This window comes from Marinomonas sargassi (assembly GCF_025716875.1).
GTDB classification, from domain to species: Bacteria; Pseudomonadota; Gammaproteobacteria; order Pseudomonadales; family Marinomonadaceae; genus Marinomonas; species Marinomonas sargassi.
This window is the reverse complement of sequence record NZ_JAOVZB010000001.1, coordinates 479,219-498,793: the sequence shown is the minus strand read 5'-3', so window position 1 is coordinate 498,793 and position 19,575 is coordinate 479,219. Positions and strand designations below refer to the sequence as shown.

Annotated in this window: 18 protein-coding genes; 6 read left to right on the top strand and 12 right to left on the bottom strand. The window is 43.9% G+C overall.

The window, feature by feature from the left end; translation table 11 throughout:
• Positions 1-12: 12 nt before the first annotated feature.
• The 4 genes from fecD to OFY17_RS02315 form a co-directional block, all read right to left on the bottom strand.
• A complete protein-coding gene (fecD, locus tag OFY17_RS02330) occupies positions 13-972 on the bottom strand; it encodes a Fe(3+) dicitrate ABC transporter permease subunit FecD (RefSeq protein ID WP_263529086.1) in 960 nt (319 codons plus the stop codon).
• The gene (locus OFY17_RS02325) at positions 969-1,916 is read right to left on the bottom strand and encodes an iron chelate uptake ABC transporter family permease subunit (protein WP_263529085.1); all 948 of its coding nucleotides are present in this window, start codon (positions 1,914-1,916) and stop codon (positions 969-971) included. The genes fecD and OFY17_RS02325 overlap by 4 nt, the downstream gene beginning before the upstream one ends.
• A 60-nt stretch (positions 1,917-1,976) precedes the next feature.
• Entirely contained in the window at positions 1,977-2,864 is an 888-nt protein-coding gene (locus tag OFY17_RS02320) for a Fe(3+) dicitrate ABC transporter substrate-binding protein (protein WP_263529084.1), read from the bottom strand.
• 86 nt (positions 2,865-2,950) lie between these two features.
• A complete protein-coding gene (locus OFY17_RS02315; protein ID WP_263529083.1) occupies positions 2,951-3,445 on the bottom strand; it encodes a gluconokinase in 495 nt (164 codons plus the stop codon).
• A gap of 279 nt (positions 3,446-3,724) precedes the next feature.
• Between OFY17_RS02315 and OFY17_RS02310 the strand changes: the two genes are divergently transcribed.
• Positions 3,725-5,590 (top strand): DUF294 nucleotidyltransferase-like domain-containing protein, encoded by a 1,866-nt coding sequence (locus OFY17_RS02310; RefSeq protein ID WP_263529082.1) that lies wholly within the window; start codon positions 3,725-3,727, stop codon positions 5,588-5,590.
• Entirely contained in the window at positions 5,591-6,256 is a 666-nt protein-coding gene (locus OFY17_RS02305) for a 3'-5' exonuclease (protein WP_263529081.1), read from the top strand. It abuts the gene before it with no gap.
• A 21-nt stretch (positions 6,257-6,277) separates the two neighbouring features.
• Here OFY17_RS02305 and OFY17_RS02300 read toward each other — a convergent pair whose 3' ends face one another.
• From OFY17_RS02300 to OFY17_RS02265, 8 genes are all read right to left on the bottom strand, one after another.
• Complete coding sequence (locus OFY17_RS02300) at positions 6,278-7,081, bottom strand: UDP-2,3-diacylglucosamine diphosphatase (protein ID WP_263529080.1); 804 nt, start codon at positions 7,079-7,081, stop codon at positions 6,278-6,280.
• A 69-nt stretch (positions 7,082-7,150) separates the two neighbouring features.
• Positions 7,151-8,938 (bottom strand): GGDEF domain-containing protein, encoded by a 1,788-nt coding sequence (locus OFY17_RS02295; RefSeq protein WP_263529079.1) that lies wholly within the window; start codon positions 8,936-8,938, stop codon positions 7,151-7,153.
• A gap of 169 nt (positions 8,939-9,107) precedes the next feature.
• Positions 9,108-10,124 carry an LPP20 family lipoprotein gene (locus OFY17_RS02290; RefSeq protein WP_263529078.1) on the bottom strand — a complete coding sequence of 339 codons (1,017 nt, stop codon included), beginning with the start codon at positions 10,122-10,124 and terminating at the stop codon, positions 9,108-9,110.
• A 2-nt stretch (positions 10,125-10,126) separates the two neighbouring features.
• Positions 10,127-10,753 (bottom strand): penicillin-binding protein activator LpoB, encoded by a 627-nt coding sequence (locus tag OFY17_RS02285; protein ID WP_263529077.1) that lies wholly within the window; start codon positions 10,751-10,753, stop codon positions 10,127-10,129.
• A gap of 55 nt (positions 10,754-10,808) precedes the next feature.
• Positions 10,809-12,467, bottom strand: coding sequence for a hypothetical protein (locus tag OFY17_RS02280; protein ID WP_263529076.1), 1,659 nt, complete (start codon positions 12,465-12,467; stop codon positions 10,809-10,811).
• 226 nt (positions 12,468-12,693) lie between these two features.
• The gene (gene secB, locus OFY17_RS02275; protein ID WP_263529075.1) at positions 12,694-13,176 is read right to left on the bottom strand and encodes a protein-export chaperone SecB; all 483 of its coding nucleotides are present in this window, start codon (positions 13,174-13,176) and stop codon (positions 12,694-12,696) included.
• 45 nt (positions 13,177-13,221) lie between these two features.
• Positions 13,222-13,473 carry a glutaredoxin 3 gene (gene grxC / locus OFY17_RS02270; RefSeq protein ID WP_263529074.1) on the bottom strand — a complete coding sequence of 84 codons (252 nt, stop codon included), beginning with the start codon at positions 13,471-13,473 and terminating at the stop codon, positions 13,222-13,224.
• Between the two features lie 3 nt (positions 13,474-13,476).
• A complete protein-coding gene (locus tag OFY17_RS02265) occupies positions 13,477-13,911 on the bottom strand; it encodes a rhodanese-like domain-containing protein (protein WP_263529073.1) in 435 nt (144 codons plus the stop codon).
• A gap of 306 nt (positions 13,912-14,217) precedes the next feature.
• Here OFY17_RS02265 and gpmI point away from each other — a divergent pair, with 306 nt between their 5' ends.
• From gpmI to OFY17_RS02245, 4 genes are read left to right on the top strand one after another with little or no spacing between them, the layout of a single operon-like run.
• Positions 14,218-15,747 (top strand): 2,3-bisphosphoglycerate-independent phosphoglycerate mutase, encoded by a 1,530-nt coding sequence (gpmI, locus tag OFY17_RS02260; protein WP_263529072.1) that lies wholly within the window; start codon positions 14,218-14,220, stop codon positions 15,745-15,747.
• 50 nt (positions 15,748-15,797) lie between these two features.
• Positions 15,798-16,895, top strand: coding sequence for a murein hydrolase activator EnvC family protein (locus tag OFY17_RS02255; RefSeq protein ID WP_263529071.1), 1,098 nt, complete (start codon positions 15,798-15,800; stop codon positions 16,893-16,895).
• A gap of 44 nt (positions 16,896-16,939) precedes the next feature.
• Positions 16,940-18,214, top strand: coding sequence for a S41 family peptidase (locus OFY17_RS02250; protein ID WP_263529070.1), 1,275 nt, complete (start codon positions 16,940-16,942; stop codon positions 18,212-18,214).
• Positions 18,211-19,575, top strand: a complete 1,365-nt coding sequence (locus OFY17_RS02245) for a divergent polysaccharide deacetylase family protein (protein ID WP_263529069.1) — start codon at positions 18,211-18,213, stop codon at positions 19,573-19,575. The genes OFY17_RS02250 and OFY17_RS02245 overlap by 4 nt, the downstream gene beginning before the upstream one ends.

The following is a 19,575-nucleotide window of genomic DNA, read 5'->3' as shown; positions in this document are numbered from 1 at the left end:
ATTTGATCCTAACTATCTAACCTTGAATAACAGCCAAAGAAAATACGGTGCGCCTATGATGGCTGTCATGATGCCAGCAGACAGCTCAATAGGCGGGTTAATAATACGAGCCACTAAATCGGCCAATAACAAAATGACCATGCCGACGAGCATGGTGCAAGGTAATAAGACTTGGTGTCGTCCACCCACTAAACGTCGAGCCAAATGAGGTGCAATTAAGCCAAGAAAACCAATCGGCCCACAAATGGAGACACAAGACGCAGTTAAGCCCACGGCAATCGTCAGTGCCCAGAGGCGAGTCATGGAAATGGAAGTGCCTAGGCTGGTGGCCACGTCATCACCTAAGCCAATAAGGTTAAGTCGCTTTGCCAAACTAAAAGCGAACGGGATAAGAACCAACCAAGGTAATAGCATAGTAATTTGGTTCCAGCCTCTGCCCCATAAACTGCCTGTTAACCACAGTAAAGCGTTGTTCACTTCTAAGGGTTTGGTCAGCATCAAAAAGTCTACTGCGCTGGAGTAAAGCGCTGCCATGGCAACACCAGTAATGGCGAGCTTTATCGCTCCACTATGGGAACCACACAAAAACCATAGGAAGAGTGCTGCAATAATACCGCCCGATAATGCAGCCCAAGGTAACCAAAAAATAGACACGCTTGGAAAAATTGTCATCAGTATTACGGCTGCCAGACCAGCACCTTGGCTTACCCCTAGTACATCGGGAGAAGCTAACGGGTTACGAATGACTCCCTGAACAAGGGCGCCAGATAGAGCCATCATACCGCCCACTAAAATAGCCAATATACTTCTGGGTAAACGGTATTCATGAATGGTGAAGTAAAATTCGGACGAGGCATCAAAGCCGCTGAGAATTTGCTCGAAGGATAAGCTGACCGCACCAAGTGACAGGCTAAGAGCGACAATAAAGGCAACGAGTAACGCTAATAAGAAAGAGGAAAGTAAGGTTTTCATCGATTGCGCCTACTCACCATGTAAATGAAAAAGGGTGCACCAATCAGCGCCAAGATAGCACCTGCAGGGGTTTCTAAAGGGAAGATAATCGGGCGACTGATGATATCGGCAGCCAATAGTAATAAAGCGCCTAACATAGCGGATATGGGCAATAATTTACGATGATCATGGCCGACTAATGACCTTGCCATATGAGGAACCAGCAAGCCGATAAAGGCAATAGAGCCTGCAACACTCAAGGCTGCGGCCACAAGAATCAGAACCAAAATACTACAAAGTATTCGAGCCCAACCTAGCTTAATACCTAAGCTACGAGCATTGTCTTCGCCGAGGTTTAGTAAGTTGAGAGTGGGAGTAATAAGCTGAGCACCTACTAGACCAATGAGTGCCATGGGCCAGAGTTGGTGCCAATGCCCCCAACGTGCATTAGCAACGGTTCCAGCTAACCAAGTGAGTACAGCAGAGGCTTGGTCTTCATGCAAAATAAGGATGGCTTTTGTGAAGGCGGCACATAAAGCGGAAATGGCGACACCTGCTAACACTAAGCGGCCATGCTCTCCGCCACGCCATGCGGAGCCGAGTACCATTACCAGAGCCCATGTGACAGCACCTCCGAGCATAGCGGCAACAGAAGAACCAAATAAACCAAAGGAAGGTGCCAGAATAGTCACCGTCGCCATACCTAATGCCGCTCCCGCGTTGACTCCCAAAACGGAGGGCGAAGCCAGCGGGTTACGAGTAAGGCCTTGCATAATGGCACCGGCGACGGCTAAACAGGCACCAACGGTACAAGCGATAAGTGCTCGTGGTAAACGAAGATCCAACACTATGCTGTGGGCAATAATGCTTTTATCCGTTTGAAAGAGTGCCGTGATCGCCTGCGAAGCACTCACTGGGACGATAGACCAAGAGAACAAAGACAACCATATGAACAGGCAAAGCACAGCAAGGAGCGCCGTGCATTGTACTAAGTAGCTTTGTTTTTTAAATCTGTTCAACATAGATTATTTTTGGAAAATCGTGACAAGATCTTGAGCGATGCGTTCTGCGGCCATAATGCCTCGGCAGCGCGACCAAACATTAGCGTCTACTTCGTGTAAGTTACCGTTTTGAGCGACTTTTAGGACAGACCATAAAGGTTCTGTTTTCCATGTGTCGACTATATTGGGTGTGCTGTAAGGCCCAAGAATCAAATGCTCAGGGTTGATGGCGAGTAATTGCTCCAAACCAACTTTGCGGCTAGCCTTGTCGCCTTTGGTGATTTCAGGGTTGCTTAAACCAAGTGCTCTGATGACACCACCTGCGTAAGAATCTGCCGTATGAATGTACATGTTGTCTTTACGAGCGATCGAAAACTGTACTTCTACTGCGTTAGGCAGTTGCTCGGCAAAGCGCTGCATGGTGTCTTTATGCTGTGCCAGACGTTGTTGCATTTCGCCTTCTTTTCCTAAAACCTTGCCGATAATAGCAGCAGATTTTAGGTTGTCTTGGTAGGTTTCACCCCGTGATTGCAAAATCACAGTGGGAGCAATTTTCTTTAGGTCTTCATAGATTGCTTCATGACGATTGATGTCAGCAATAATTAGATCAGGTTTTAAAGAAGAAATAACTTCTAGGCTAGGCTGTGAACGAGTACCGACAGATGTCCATTCACCAATAATATCGCGAACTTCTTTTAATACGCGGGTTGGTTTTTTGTCATCCGCAATGCCTACTGGGCTGACATTAACTGAGGCTAAGGCATCGGCAAAAGAGAACTCTAAAACCACAATGCGTTTTGGTGCGTAATCTAAAGTAAAGGTGCCTTTACTGTCTTCGACGGAGACCGCAAAAACAGCCGAGGAGAGGCTAAATAATAGGGTGGTTAAGAGTATGTTGAGTGCACGAAGCATTAGAAATTCCTTCTCTATAATTTGAAAGGCGAATAATAACACTTCTTATTAATATTTGTGCGTTTGTTGAACGTGAAAATGTTAATTTATTTTGTTTTTATGAGGGTCGCTAATGCCTGCTTTAACACCTCATTTACGGGTTTTTTGATATCAATGTGATGGGCTTCTTGCTCACTTGGCTCAACCAAGGTAGCAAATTGGCTTTCCAGCATGTCTTTTCCATTGAAATAATGGTTTTCCCGCTGCTGATGGCGTTGCCAAATGGTGTCGAAATCTCCTTTCAAATAAAGCATCGAAATATCATCTAGGTTGTTTCTAAGTTGTGCGCGGTATTGTGGCTTTAAGGCAGAGCAGGCAAGTACAACTCGGTCGTGGTTCTGTAACTCTTGGTTGAGTGTGATGAGCCAATCGGATCGGTCTTCGTCGTTAAGAGGGATACCTTGTCGCATCTTGCTGACATTCGCTTCACTATGGAAATCATCACCATCGAGAAAAACATATCCTAACACTTGCGCGATTTTTTGACCTATTAATGACTTACCTGAGCCAGATACACCTAACACGACGATTTTCTTGTTCATTACCTGTTGTCCATTTGTTGTTTTTTGAGCTTTTCCAATAGGGCTTTCTGGGTGAAAGGGCGAGCTATATGTTAGGTGTTAGTCGTGAGAGGGATCAACTAAAACGTTTTAGGTATCAGAGAATAAGGCTTTAGACATTGGTCTAAGATAGGTGTCGCTGTACAAAATAAAGGCGCACACTCTATAGCTATAGTGTTCAGAAAATACCGTAATGTAGGAAATATCGGGTTTAGGTAATACCTGATTTAGGCAAGACTGGTTTTTAGGGAGTAGCTCACAGTGACGGCGATAGACATTCCAGAAGTGCAGAAATTTGTATCATCGATACCGCCATTTGCTCACTTGAATGCATTTGAGATGAGCCAATTACTGCTGGGCGTTTCTATGCTGTATGTTCGTCAGGGGCAAACCCTTCAGCTAAGTGATAAAGCGGCAACTGTTCACCTGATTCGCCGTGGCGCTTGCGAGATTAGAACGGCAAAGGGTGGCTTAGTTGATCAAATTGCCGATGGCGAATGTTTTGGCATGTCGACCTTACTAGAACAAAACCCGCAAGGGCTTCAGGTTATTGCCTTAGAGGACAGCTTGGTTTATCGATTTGATAAGGCGCGCTTTGAAGAAAGACTGGATAAAAACGAAGCCTTCGGCCTGTTTTTTGAGCACACATTGCATAATCGATTGCGTAAAGTGTCTCGTACACAAAGTCATGAGTTAGCCTCTCCCGCCCTCCAGCTTTCTACACCTATCACTCATATTATGACGCAGAATCTTGTTTTGGCATCGCCAAATGAGACTGTACAAGCAATTGCTTTACGCATGACGGAAGCACGAGTCAGCTCGATTCTGGTGGTCGAAGAGAAGCGATTGCAGGGCATAGTAACAGATCGAGATTTACGTTCGCGAATATTGGCCGTGGGCGGTTCGGCAGACTCATTAGTACGAGATGTGATGACAGAGAATCCAGTGGTATTGCTGAACGACGCTTTGGTCATGCAGGCGCAAACTCTCATGAGCGAAAGCAATATACATCACCTGCCAATTGTAGATGATGACCATAGAGCGGTGGGCATGCTGACGGCGGCTGATTTACTGCGCCATCAAGAATTAAGCCCTTTATTGTTGATTAAACAGATTAACCGTCAACAATCTCTAGAAGGTGTCGCTGTGGTGTGTAAACAGTGGCCAACTCTGATGATTAACCTAGTCATTACGGATATGAAATCGGTAGACGTGGGTAAGGTGTTGGCTACTTTGAGTGACAACTTAACTCGGCGTTTAATTGAGTTAGCGCTTGAAAAATTAGGCCCAGCGCCTATGGATTTCCAATTTTTGGTATTTGGTTCGCAAGCACGAGAAGACCAATCCCTTGGTAGCGACCAAGACAATGCTTTGATGTTGGAGCGGGAGCCTACGGTAGAAGAAAGTCAGTACTTTGCTAACCTGTCTGACTACGTCTGCCAAGGACTAGCGGCCTGTGGTATCCGCCTTTGCCCCGGCAACATTATGGCAAGCAATCCTGAATGGCGAAAAACTAAAGCCCAATGGCAAAACACCTTTTCTAGTTGGATAAGAAATAGCACTCCTGCAGATTTGTTACATGCCAGTATCTTTTTTGATATTCGCTGTATTTACGGGCAAGAAGATGACCTGATGGACGTGATTCGCAATATGTTATCTGAAGTGAGTAAAAACAGTGTTTTCCTAGCCACTATGACGCGAGGAGCTATTGCCTCTAAGCCTCCTTTAGGTTTTTTCAGGCACTTTTTATTGGAATCTTCAGGGGAGCATAAACACCAGCTTGATTTGAAGCATCAGGGGTTGGCTTTGATTAATGACCTAGCACGCTTATATGGCTTGTCTTGCCAAACCTACCGTATCAGTACTCTTGATAGACTGGAGCAGGCATTAAAGGAGAAGAAGGTTAGCAAGGATACGGCTCGTAACTTGATGGATGCATGGGAGCAGCTTAATGAATTACGCCTTGGTACCCAATGCTCCCATTGGCAATCGCTGGGGGATGTGAGTTCTTACTTGGACCCGAAGGATCTGAGTCCTCTGGAGCGTAAACAGTTAAAAACGACTTTTAGTATGATCGCAGACGCCCAAGAAATGGCCCAGCAAAACTTTCTGCGAGGGTTCAGTTAAATGCCAGCAGGACTGCTACAACATGTTAAAAATGCTTGGGAAAATTACCAAGCCAACCAAAAAAACTGGGCCGAGTGGGATTACCTCGTCTTGGATATTGAGACATCAGGACTAAATCCTAAGCAAGACAGCATTGTGAGCTTGGGTTGGGTGTGTATTCAGGATGGCTTAATTGAACTAGGAAGCGCCCGACATATAGTGTTAGAAAATGCGCCAATTGATGAGCAGGTTGGCATCCATATGATTACCGAAGCAGATGTACAAAGTCAGGGGAAAAGGCAAGAAAGTGTATTACGTTACCTGCGACAGCTGCTCAGGAATCGGGTTCTAGTGATGCATCATGCTCCTATGGAGCTGGGATTCTTAAAGAAAATCTGGCAACAAGAGTCCTTTTCTAACTTCTCTTTATCGTGGCTAGATACGTTAGCCATCGAACGGACCAAAGCCAACCGAAGTCAGCAGCCTATTCAAGAGGGGGGCTTTCGTCTAGATAACTGTCGGGAACGCTATGGCTTGCCTGCCTATGCAGGCCATGATGCGCTGACAGACGCACTTGCGACGGCTGAATTACTATTAGCGCAAGTGGCCTACCAAGGACCAGATTGCCGGCTTCATGACTTAAACCAACTTGGCGGAGGGCGTACACGTTTATCGAGTAATCAATAAGGCGACCTTGCCCTATTTTTGTTAGCTGTTTACCGCTTCGGGAACATCTTCCCAGTTCTCGATAGCAGGCTCTGTAGCAAGAACTTTTGGATTCTCAGACCAGTGTATTAAGCTCATTTCTCCTGATGCTGACTCCGTCAGTGCGGTGCAATGTTCAACCCAGTCCCCATCGTTACAGTAAAGCACGCTGTCTTTTACTTTGAAGGAAGCGAAGTGAATGTGCCCACAAATATAGCCATCGAGCTTTTGGTTTTTAGCCGACTTAAGTGCTGCCGTTTCAAAGCGGTCGATAAATTCTTTGGCTTTGCCAATGTGACTTTTTAAGTAGCCTGCTAGTGACCAATAAGGTAATCCTGCAAAGCGTCTTATTCTGTTAATCCATTGATTGAGTGACAACATGAGACCGTGAGCTTTGTCGCCAATAGCGAGCATGATAGGGCTGATTTTTACCATCTGATCGAATTCATCGCCATGGCTAACATGGAAGGTACGGCCATTGGCTGTTTTGTGCCTATCATTTAGTTTTATTTCAATGCCTGACAAAGTTTGCCCTGCGAACTTACGGAAAAAAGCATCATGATTGCCCGGGATGAAAACCACTCTTGTGCCAGTACGAGCCATGCTCAATACTTGGTCCACAACTTGGTGATGGCTATCAATGAAATGGGCTTTATGCTGCATTTCTTGAAGGTCAATAATGTCGCCCACTAGGTAGAGGGTGTCAGTTTGAATGTTTTTCAGAAAGTTTAAAAGGTGGGTTGCCTGACAGGCTTTTGTTCCTAAATGAACATCAGAAATGAACACGGATCGAAATGTTGTCTGCATAAATACCTCCAGTTATTTAGTTCTAGACTAGAGGCGATTTATGACAGCTATGTGTTTACTTTATGACAATTAGATCACAAAAGACTGTTGTTCTGGCCCTGACATGTAGGCAACAAAACTAGGTTGTATATAAAGGTTGTTACCGCCTTTTTGTTTTGCCGATTTTTTGGCTTGGGCGGCCATTTCAGCTACTTGGTGGTGATTATCACAAATCGCAGGATTAGGTTTTACAACACCAATTGCCAAACTAAGAATGGCGTGAAAGCGCATTTCACCTTGACGGTCTTTTGTCCAGACTCCTCCCTCTTGCAACATGTCAGCAGAGTAAAACTGGCTGACGGCTTCGCTAAATTGAGTGAGTATGTTGTTGCATTCTTGTTTCCAGTCAGTATTTCCGAAAATGACTACAAAGTCGTCGCCACCAATGTGGCCTATAAAGTTATTGTCCGGAGACACGCAATCTTTAATGACATTACCAAGTAATTGAATGATGTCATCGCCTTTTGAATAGCCAAAAAAGTCATTGAAAGGTTTAAAGTCATTCAAATCGAAATAGGCAACATGGAAATCTTGTTGCGCTAATAAACGTCGACTGACTTCTCTGTGTATAGGCACATTGCCGGGCAAGAGAGTAAGAGGGTTGGAGTATGTCGCATTCTGAATTTTTAGTTCTGTAATGCGCTTAAGCAGATCTCTTAAATGGCCTATACCAAGGTATTTTCCTTCCCTTGTGACAATAATTTCATTGCTTAAGGCTTCTGCATCTTTGTTGGTAAGTTGGGTGGACACACTGGAAAGGCTGACATTATGTTCAACAATTAATGCGTCTGGATTTAGTAGATAAGAAACAGGCTTTTGTTCGTATAAAGCACGCCCGTAGGGGCTGGAAAAAAGCTCGTGTAATTGGTACTTACGTATTACACCAATAGGCTGTTCTAGGTGGTTGAGCACAGGGATAGTAGACAATTCTTTGTGCTTACTGAAATATTGTGAAGCGTCTTCTAATAAATGAGTTTCGTTTAAATAAGGCGTTGGTCGACATAGTGTCTGTACTGTTTCAGAGTGGTTGATCTGAAACTGAGCGCGCCTTTTTGCTTGCTGTACCAAGTAGTGGTTTGTAGAAAAGTCTGGCGAGTCAGTAGGGCGGCCGAGGAAGTAGCCTTGTCCTAGTGTGATACCCATCTCAATAAGCTGATCAAGCTCTTGTTTGGTTTCTATGCCTTCAGCAATAAGTTCACAATTCAAGCTTTGGGATATAGTTAAAATAGATCGCACGAACTCGCGTTTAATCTCATCTTTATCGATATCTTGGATGAAGTGTCGATCTATTTTTACTGTATCTGGACGCAGCTCTGACCATAATTGTAGCCCTGAGTAGCCAGCGCCCAAGTCATCAATAGCGACTTTAAATCCCATATCACGATAATGGTCGACGCTGTTTCTGGGTAAGCCATTGTGGTCGTATGGATATTTTTCTGAAAGCTCAATCACAATATCACTCTGATTAAGGCCAAGCTCATTCAGAATAGAAAGGGTCATTCCAGACTCATGGTATGGAGAGGCTAGTAAAGAAGCGCTGACATTGAGGAATAAGCGGCCTTTCAACGCTAAAGCAGAAAACTTGGACAGGGCTTTTTCGCGGCACAGGAGTTCTAATTCGTGTAATCGACCTTCTTTTTGAGCAAGGGAAAAGAGTGGGTCAGGTGAAAATAAGGTAGAGTTTTTAGGTCCGCGAGACAGTGCTTCATGGCCGTATATTTTACCCGTACTCAGGTCATAGATAGGCTGAAAGTAAGGTGTAATCAACTTATCTAGGAGAATTCTGTCAAATAAAGCAAGATCGTGAGTATCGGGCATATGAACTGCTGCTCTTTCAATAGTGTAATCTTATGTAATATTTCGAGAGACAGCATATGGCAGCTTTGTGACATTTTGATGACATTTTTATTAGGGGGAATACGTATAAAGTGGGAGGGAGCCAAAAGGTATGTCAGAACTTAAAATGTAATAAGTTAAATGGTTAATTTTATCTTTTCGTTAGCCACAGAAACATGGAATCAATTGCTTGACTGGCCCAATTCTCAGCCGCTTTATTAAGTGCGCTTTCTTGATTTTTTGCGATACCCCTTGCTTGAATGTTCCATGAGCCAAGCAGCTCTCCCTTTGGTGATAATAATTCAAGACTGCCTTCTTCGAATGCATAGAAACGTCCACTTTGGGTTTCTATATTAGATTGCCCCTTACTCCTTAACGTGAATACAGAATCTTGCTTAGGGCTAAGTCCGTATGTGGATAAAGCACTGGATAATTGACTTGCGAGGTGGGTTTTCGATGTATCAAAACCATAGTGTAATAAGGCCTTGTTGAGTGCTGACTCTATCCCTGCAATCTCTTGGTTTGCTTCACCTAAAACGCGGCTTTGTTGCGAGTATAAATTGAGTTGCTCTACATACCTTGCTCGTTGAGCGAACAAGGGGATAAGACGCATAAAACTTTGCCAATCAGCGGTTTTGGGTTCGCCATGAAGGGTTATGCTCTCAGCTTGTCTAAGAATGTCAGTATCTAGCTCTGCGAGTTGTTCGCTGAGTTTGCTGATTAAACGTGTTCTATTAATGGACTGCAAAGCATAGACGTAGTTATCAGCGGTAAAGCGTGCTTCGTTTTTGGTTTGTTCTAGCTCAATGGGAGCTGTGCGAACTTGAGTATAAGCAGACTGAAGCTTAGTGACTTGTTCGCTGTTGCCGTTTGATATGACTTGAGTATCTTGGGTGTTGAGCTGGCTTACTTGAGTGCGCAGCTGTTGGGCAATCTGAGCGTTGCCATTTTGTTCAGCTTGAGCAAACGCTAAGGCTAAATTTTCGATGCGACTCGCGCTACCGACTCCATATATGTGGGAGCTGTTTGACGGTGGCGAGGTCACCCAATCGGGCAACTTCTGGGTAGAAGCGGCTTCCTGTTTAGCGTTTAAGCAACCCGTTAAACTGGCGACTAAGCATAGGCCTAGTGTCCAGTTTATGAGTTTCAAAGGCATTTGCAGCGTCATGCTTAAAAGAAGCCTTTATCCGCTAGCTTTTTAAGTTTTTTCTGGCCGTTCCAAACTTCTCGATTGGTGGTCATGTTGATGAGTTTTAAGTCTACTTGATAGAAGCTCACTCGCTGATCGCCATTTGAATCTACGATAGAGTTGATGGTGCCAGATAGCGCAAAACCAGCCCCTTGCTCTAGGCCAAACTGTGCAACCGTGTCTGGCGCTGCATTAAGCTCTTGGTCTTCCCGTTCAGTTCTTACTTCTTCACGTTCTGCACCCGATACGACAAAATCGACTTTACCTGCTCGTAACAGGCTGCGTTTGATATCGTTAATAAAGGTGTCGACAGGAATGTGTTCAGAGCTTTTGTTACGTATGGTTTGCACTATGATGGTTGGGTTGCCTTTTTGAGAAAAGTTGAAGTCTCTAAACCAAGGGAAGGTTAGCATATCGGCAACCATTTCCTCTGCCACAAGGCGTGAATCTGTGTCATTCCAACGGTCAGAAAGCGCCACTTCTTTATTGGCGTCAAGGCGTTTTACGCTGCCGCTTGAACAGGCAGTTAGGAGAATCGCCATCAAAAACGTGCAAAGGCCTTTCCAGATTAAGGCGGTGTATTTGGATTCTGAGTATGCGCTTATCATAAAGTCTTCCTTTTTAGGCAATATGACCCAATAGAGTCTTTGCAGTGTAAACAATTTATCTTGGATTGCGTAGGTTCCAGACTTTTATTTCGTTGGCCTTTAACTGTATTGGCTCATGGCTATAAAGGGTCTGGTTTATTCTATATTCAGGAGTGTATTCCCCCGGAGCCAAAGGCTCTCTTGTTAGTCGAATTTGTGCGGGTAAGGTTAACCAGTTTCGAGTATCCGCTGCAGAAGATGCAAAAACAGTGACTTGGCCAACTAAACCTAATAACAACCCCGCGGTATCGTCTTTTATTTCAGAAGATATTTTATAGGCTATCCAGCTACGTAATAGTTCCCTTATTAAACTTTCGTATATATCTCTTTGACCTTGAGCAAGTTGCTCTTGAACCGCAATGTCTGCCAAGGAAGTCATCCTCAAACCTTGAGGCTGCGCAGTAGAACTAATGTTGAGCTTAGGTGAGCTGTTATCTAACGAGAAGCGTTGATAATAGGGTACGGTAATGCGAATGAATTGGTTCGCTAACACCTTGTCGACATCTGCGGCTTGAAGTTGGCGCCATACACCTCGACCAAGAATGACTCGCTTGGTAAATAGGCCAGATACACTGCCCCACGCACCACCAGTTTTATAATTGGCGATTAAATTGAGTGGGTTTATGTCCGCATAGACCATAGAGAACCAGCGAAATACATCGTTTTCTTCACGTCTTCCACCATTATGGAAGGGCTCTAATACCAGCGAGGTGGCTCTCGGGTCACTATAGAGTAGTAAACTCATTTCGCTTTTGGCGGGAACAAAACCTTGATGTTCGAGGACAACCAATTCCCCATCGCCTTGTTTATATGAGGCAAGTAACTTTTGCATTTGTGGAGAAAGCTTAGCTTCGCTTAATCGACGAATTTCATCTTGACTGTAACCGCCTTTTTGCATCATGCGGATAACGTCTAGCCAAGCTCTTTCTGCTGTTAAACCAGGTAAATCATATTGTTTAGCGTAACCGTCTTGGTATAACTCTGCAGCTTTTTGGTAGCTGATGCGGGCATCATCGTATTCCTTGCTGATCTCGTACTGCAGGCCTTCCATATAGCGCCCCCAAGCATCGTTACGGTATAGGAACTTGTCGGTGTTTCGCCCACCCGTATAGAAACCGCCTAGCCAATTCAGGGCTTTTAAATAAAATGCCTGATCTTGTTGATTATCTAGGTCCTGATAACTGGGAGTTTGCGCTTGAATTTCATTAAGCTTAACGTCTATGCGTCTTGCTTCAACTAAGGCAGCGTCTTGTAATTGGAGTTTGCGTGAAGGGCTGTCTGCCTGCTCAGCTAAGGCGAGGTAATTTAAAGATTTTAAATAACTAATGTAGACCCGCTCTAATCCGTTACCTCGATAAGTGCTCTGCCTTGGGTTGCTTAGCAGTGCCCAAGAACGGTTTGCAAAGCTTTCTTTTAAAAAGGTATCACTTAGTAAGTCCGCTTTTTCTAGCAGTTCATTACTGCGCTCATACTCACCTTGGTGTTGTGCAAGGGTGCCGATTTCTAGCAAATAGAGTAGCTGATCTTGAGGGTTGTCTAGGGCGGGTTCTAAGCTGCTCTCAGCCTTTTCCCATTCACCTTGCTGAGCGTGACTTAGACCTTCGTTAATACTGTCTTTATAGGTCGAACAGCCATTTAGAAAAATCAGTATTAGACTGAAATACGCCCACTTCACACTAGAAGCCCTTTTCTAAAAATTGATCAATAAAGAGAATAGCCATGAGAGCAAAGCAGCCGCCGCAAAGCAGAAGCCAGCGCATCTTCATACAGTATGGGCAGGGCTTTTTCTTTTTCATCTACAGGTCCGTTATTGGATGATTAAGGTTCTAAAAACGATTTAAGAAGTATTATGCTACAAAAAAAGGAGGCATATAGCCTCCTTTTTTAATTTGAATTGCAACTTATTGCGTTGCTGCTTCAGCTTGTTGCTTTTGTAGACTTTCCATATACAAAGCATCGAAGTTGATAGGAGCAAGCATTAGTGGTGCGAAGCTACCTTTAACAACTACTGAATCGATGTTCTCACGAGCATATGGGAACAGTGATGCTGGGCAGAATGCGCCTAGAGCGTGGTGCAATTGTTGGTCGTCTAAACCAGCGATAGCAAATAGACCACCTTGTTGAACCTGTACTAGAAAAGCTGTTTCGTTGTTGTTTTTCACTGTAACCGTGATCTCTAAAACAACTTCGAATACGTGCTCACCAACTTGGCGACTTTTAGTGTTTAGTTCTAAACCTACTTCTGGCTTCCACTCTTCTTGGAAAACCATTGGAGAACGTGGAGATTCGAAAGAAATGTCTTTCAAAAAAATACGTTGCATAGAAAGTTGAGGTGCTTGAGCTTCTTCTTGCTCTGCTGCTGCATTTACGTCTGTATCAGCCATGTTGGCTCCTTTATTTCGATGTTATGTTATTTAGAATAAAGTGAATTAAGCCAATAAACTATCAAGTTTACCTTGGCGTTCCAGATCATAAAGATCGTCGCAGCCACCTATGTGCTGTTCACCGATCCAGATTTGTGGGACAGAAGTTCGTCCGCATTTTTGTGTCATTTCCTGACGCAACTTATTAGAGCCGTCGACGCGAATTTCATTGAATTTCGCTCCTTTTGCACTTAATAGTTGTTTTGCTCTACTGCAGTAAGGGCAATAGTCGCTTGAATAAACTGTAATAGAAGCCATTTTTTACCCTTTAACTAATGGCAGGCTAGACGCTTGCCAGTCAGAAACACCACCCTGAAGCTTGTAGACCTGTGCGAAACCTTCTTTTTTCAAGTCTTTCGCCGTCGCACTAGAGTTAAGGCCCGCTTTACATACTACGATGATGGGGCTGTCTTTGTGTTTCTCAAGTGTATTCAGACTTTCTTTTACTTTTGTCGCAGGAATATTAATGGCATCAGTAATATGCCCCGACTTGAACTCTTTATTTGGACGAATATCAAGGATGACAGCGTTTTCAGAGTTCATCATATTGATTGCGGTTGAAGCATTGACACTTTTTGCGCCGTTTTTGCTTTCTACATAAACGACAGTTGCTAGGATCACGAAGAATACAGCGACCATTTCCCAGTGATTGATTGAAAATTCAATAAGTTGATTCATCATAATTTTGATACTCATATAAAAACTGCGAGCATTATACACGGCTAAAGGTATTGGTACACATTTTCAAGGCCTTCCTTACCTTCTCATAAAGGCCATTTAATGTACTGTCAGTTAGTGAACTTTAGAGGGTAGGGTGGCTCATAAGAAAAGGTGTAAAACATGTTGCAGCGGGCTATCGATAACTTTGTTTACAGCCAAAACATAGAAAAGCCGTCTTATAATTAAAATCTATAGCCTGAATAGACGCGGTATGCTGTCACTCAATTACTTGCCTATGGTAGTATCAAATGATAATCATGAATAATTTTCGGGAAACTTCACATGAGCAAAAAGACAACTGCACTCTTTATTCTTGATGGTTGGGGCTACAGCGAAACCTCTACATCTAATGCCATTGCAGCGGCGAACACGCCTAATTGGGATTCACTGTGGGCTAATCAACCTCATTCATTAATCAAGACATCAGGTCTTGCCGTTGGTTTGCCTGACGGTCAGATGGGTAACTCTGAAGTAGGCCATATGAACATTGGTGCTGGCCGTATCGTTTATCAAAACTTTACGCGTATCGGCAAAGCGATTGAAGATGGTTCTTTCTTTGAAAATGAAGCTTTAGTTAATGCGGTAGATAAAGCCGTTTCTGCTGGCAAGGCTGTACACATTTTAGGACTACTTTCTAACGGTGGTGTTCACAGTCATCATGAGCAAATTATGGCGATGTGTGAACTGGCTGCAAAACGTGGTGCCAAAGCGATTTATATTCACGGTTTCACCGACGGTCGTGACACACCGCCTCGTTCAGCGAAAACGCCAACGGCTGAGCTAGAAGCAAAATTGGCTGAGTTAGGTGTTGGTAAAATTGCTACTTTAACGGGTCGTTACTATGCAATGGACCGTGATAATCGCTGGGATCGTGTGCAAACAGCTTATGATGCTATCGTTCTAGGTAAAGGTGGCTTCCAAGCAGCAACGGCAGAAGAAGCGATTCAAGCTGCCTACGACCGTGATGAAAACGATGAGTTTGTTAACGCGACTGTGATTGGTGATTCAGCACCTGTAGAAGATGGCGATGCGATTATTTTTGCTAACTTCCGTCCAGATCGCGCACGTCAATTGACTCGTTCATTCACCGATGCTGATTTTGCTGGTTTTGAACGTGCATCAACACCAGCGCTTTCTGCTTTCGTAACCTTCACTGAATTCGCTTCAGATATTGCGGCTGACGTTGCTTTCCCTCCTGTTGCTTTGAAAAATACGTTTGGTGAAACACTAGCAGTTAATGGCAAAAAGCAATTACGTATTGCTGAAACAGAAAAATATGCTCACGTTACTTTCTTCTTCAACGGTGGGGAAGAAGCCTTGTTTGATGGCGAAGAGCGTGAATTGATTCCTTCTCCAAATGTGGCTACTTATGATCTTCAGCCTGAAATGAGCGCACCAGAAGTAACTGATAAGCTGGTGGAAGTGATTGAAGCGGGTAAGTACGACACTATCATCTGTAACTTCGCAAATGGCGATATGGTTGGGCACAGTGGTGTATTTGAAGCAGCAGTGAAAGCAGTAGAAGCTGTTGACGCTTGTCTAGGTCGTATCATTGAAGCGCTGAAAGTTAATGGTGGCGAGTGTTTGATTACGGCAGACCACGGTAACGTTGAGCAAATGCTAAGTGAAGATGGCTCTCAACCACTGACTTCTCATACTATTGGTCCTGTGCCTCTTGTGTTGTACACGGCAAATAAAGAGTTAAGCATTAAAGAAGGTGCTTTGTGTGATTTAGCACCAACACTGCTTGATATGATGGGCTTAGAAAAACCTGCTGAAATGACAGGTGAAAGCTTGTTGATTAGAGGCTAAATGCAAATATGAATTGGCTGCTTCGTTGTTTTTTTCTTGGTGCTTTTCTCATGTCCAGTTTCGGCTGGGCTTTGGATCAGCCTACGACATCGGCTGAAGCGAAGCAGCAAATTCAAGCTTTGCAGAAAGACTTAAAAAAGCTAAATGATTGGTTAAAAGACCTGAAATCAGAACGTTCGGGTGTAGAGAAGCAGCTTGAAGTTAAAGAGAAAGACATTCAAGACTTGCTGAAAAAGATCCAAGCCATCCAAGAGAGTATTAAAAAAGGCGATAAACAACTTAGTGCTCTGCGGGATCAGCAGCGATCATTGCAGCTGAGTATTCAGCAACAAAACGAACAAATAGCCGCCCAATTAAGGGCGGTTTATCGTTCAGGCAAAGAAGAAAGTGTACAGCTGCTGCTGAGTGGTAATGATAACGAGGACACTCAGCGTCTGGTCCAATATAACCGTTACTTTTCTACGGCCAGACAGTCCTTAATTAACGGCTTTGCTGCTGAGGTGACGGACCTTAACCTTGTTGAGAAGAGCATTCGTAGTCATCGAGCTCAACAAGCCAGAGAAGCTGTGCAGCTAAAAGAAGAACAGCAAAAATTGCTGAGTGAACAAAAAAACAGACAAGGTTTATTAGCTAAGTTAAATCGAGATCTGGTATCAGGCGATAAGCGATCTCAGCAGTTACGCAAAGATCAGCAAGATCTACAGGCTATGCTCAAGCGTTTAGATGAAGCACTTGCGGATATTAAAATACCTGATCAAAGTGTGCCCTTTGCTTCCCAACGGGGCAAGCTGGTTCGACCTCTACGAGCCTTATCCAGTTTACCCAGTGATGGCAGTGTCAATCTAGGTGGCGTTGCTTTGAAAGCAAAAGAGGGTGAGCCTGTGCGAGCCGTTTTTCATGGGCGGGTTGTTTTTGCGGATTGGATGAGGGGCTTTGGCTTCTTATTGATTCTGGACCATGGCGAGGGTTATATGTCTATGTATGGCTATAACCAAAGCCTTTTAAAAGAAGTGGGAGAATGGGTTAGTGCAAATGATATTGTTGCCATGACAGGAAGTTCTGGTGGCCGTCCTGACCCTGCTTTATTTTTTGCCATTCGACATAATGGCGCTCCTTTAAAACCACTTGCATGGATAGCCTCTAGATAACCTAAGTTAGTCGTCTTAGGATAGAGAACATAATAGGAAACACTATGCTTACATTACGCAAGAAACCGCTCCACTTATTACTGGTGACGTTATTGCTATCTGCCTTGCTTTCCACTAGTACGCAAGCGAATGAGAACTTGCCAGCGTTGGAAATCCAGTCCTTCGTTGAAACCTTTGAAACCATTCGGGAAGGTTATGTTGAGGTTCTATCAGACGAAGATATTTTGAACAAAGCGTTAAAAGGTATGGTGTCGGGTTTAGACCCTCATTCAGAATATTTTACCAAATCTGAGCTGGCGGAGTTTGAAGAGCTGACTTCGGGGACTTATGCCGGGATCGGTGTGGAAGTAGAACTGAAGGATAATGAGCTTATTGTTGTTACGCCAGTAGATGGGTCGCCAGCATCAGAAGCGGGTATTTTACCCGGCGATATTATTATTCGTATCAATCAAACCCTAGTATCTGATTTAAGTATGCAGGACATCATTACTTTGATGAGAGGTGAAGAGGGTTCGTTACTCACTCTGGATATCGACCGTGATGGCGAAATTGAAAAGGTTGAGTTGGTTCGCAGTTTAATGAGTGATGCAAGCGTCTCTAGTAAGTGGTTGGCAGAGGGTGTTGCCTACTTCAGAGTGAGCCAGTTTCAAGGAGACAGCGCAGAGGAATTTCTTGCTGCTATAGATCAGTTGGAAAGCGAAAAGGCGATCCAAAGTGTCATTATTGACCTAAGGAATAATCCGGGTGGCGTTTTGCAAAGTGCTGTGGGTATTGTTGATGCCTTTATTGATGATGGCTTAATTGTCTATACCGATGGTCGACATGAGCTATCTAGAAGTGAATTCAAGGCCACAAAAAATACTAAATTAGCGAAGGTGCCGGTCGTCGTTTTGATCAATGAAGGCTCTGCTTCCGCATCTGAAATAGTTGCTGGTGCCTTACAAGACCATGAAAGAGCCGTAATTTTGGGTACGGAAAGTTTTGGCAAGGGGTCTGTACAAACAGTCATTCCGCTATCCCATGGTAATGCAGTTAAAATTACCACAGCTCTTTATTATACGCCTAATGGTCGCTCGATACAGGCCCAAGGCGTGACACCAGATTTAATTGTCCCTCAAGCGACTTTATCTTTCGGTAAAGGGCGGTTTTTTGTTAAAGAGGCAGAACTGAAAGGGCATTTAGGCAATGGAACGGGCGGAAAAGAGCGTACCAGTATTGATGTACAAACTGATGTAGAAGAGCTCGCCAAAAAAGACTTTCAATTATTCCAAGCGGTTAGCATGTTAAAAACACTATCTAAGTTTGTGTCGCCTAAATGATGGTAAAAGTAATTCAAAAGGCGACAAGAATTTATACTTGTAAGCGATGGTTAGTAGCGACGTTATTGTTAATAGTTACTCCGCTTCATGTCACAGCGGCAGAAGTAGAACTGGTTGAGCCTGAAGAGCCTTCGGTTATTCTAGCGGAAGAAGAACAGGAATCATTGGAAAATGATGCTTTAGTGCTGGGCGAAGAGCTTGATAGCCGCCCAGGTATAAATGAATCAAACAGTTCTGCTGCCGATGTCTCTGAATTAAGTAGCATTGAGCTAGAGGCGGCTGAACTAGAAAGCACTGATCTAGAAAGCACTGATCTAGATATCACTGATCTAGATAGTACTATTCCAGAAAGTACTGAACTAGATAGCATTGAATTAAATAGCACTAAAGCCGAAGTGCTTGCCGACTCAGTTGAACTTGACTTTGATTTAGCAGATCCAGAGTCTCATTCTATAGCGGATAAAGAGGTATTAAAGGCTAAAGCTGAAAGGCTTGGCCCAGTGATTGTTAAAGAGGCCGCAGCTCAAGAAAAGCAAGCGGGTCCAGTGATCTTTTCGAATCCTCAACCTTGGCAACCATCGATAGTACCTATTTTGAAGAGCTGGGATTCGAAAGCACTTGAGTTAGATGCGCCTACCATAGCCACAAAACAGAGCCAACTTCCTTCCCCTATATCTGAAGTGGATATACATCCTCCACAGCCTACTATTGCGATTTTAATTGATGATTTGGGCTACAACCGCTCAGGTATGGAAGCATCCCTGAAGCTTCCTAAAGAAGTGGCTTTGGCTATTTTGCCAGCTACCCCTTTCGCTAAGAAAACGGCGACTACTTCTAATGAGCAACAGCGAATCACTCTATTACACGCACCTATGGAAAATCAGCGTGAGATGAAATTAGGTCCAGGTGGTCTTTATCAGGATATGACAGAAGATGAGCTTAAAGCTGTCCTAATTGAAAATTTAGAGGGATTACCCGGTGTTCTAGGAGTCAATAACCATATGGGGAGTCTTCTTACGACCAAAGAAAGCTCAATGACTTGGGTAATGGAAATACTTGAAGATCGGTCGTTATTTTTTATTGATAGTCTGACTAGCTCGGATAGTGTGGCGGGTAGAATTGCTAAAGAGCATGGTCTGAAAACGGTTACTCGAGATGTATTTCTGGATAACATTCGTACCGAAGATGCAATTGATAGGCAATTTGGCAGGTTATTAAAGCATGCCAGACGCCATGGGACAGGTCTTGCCATAGGGCATCCTTATCCTGAAACTATGAGTTACCTAAAGCGCCGTCTTGAGCAGATAGATATGGATGGTGTGAAACTGATACCCATAACAGATATTTTAACGGGCAGTTGA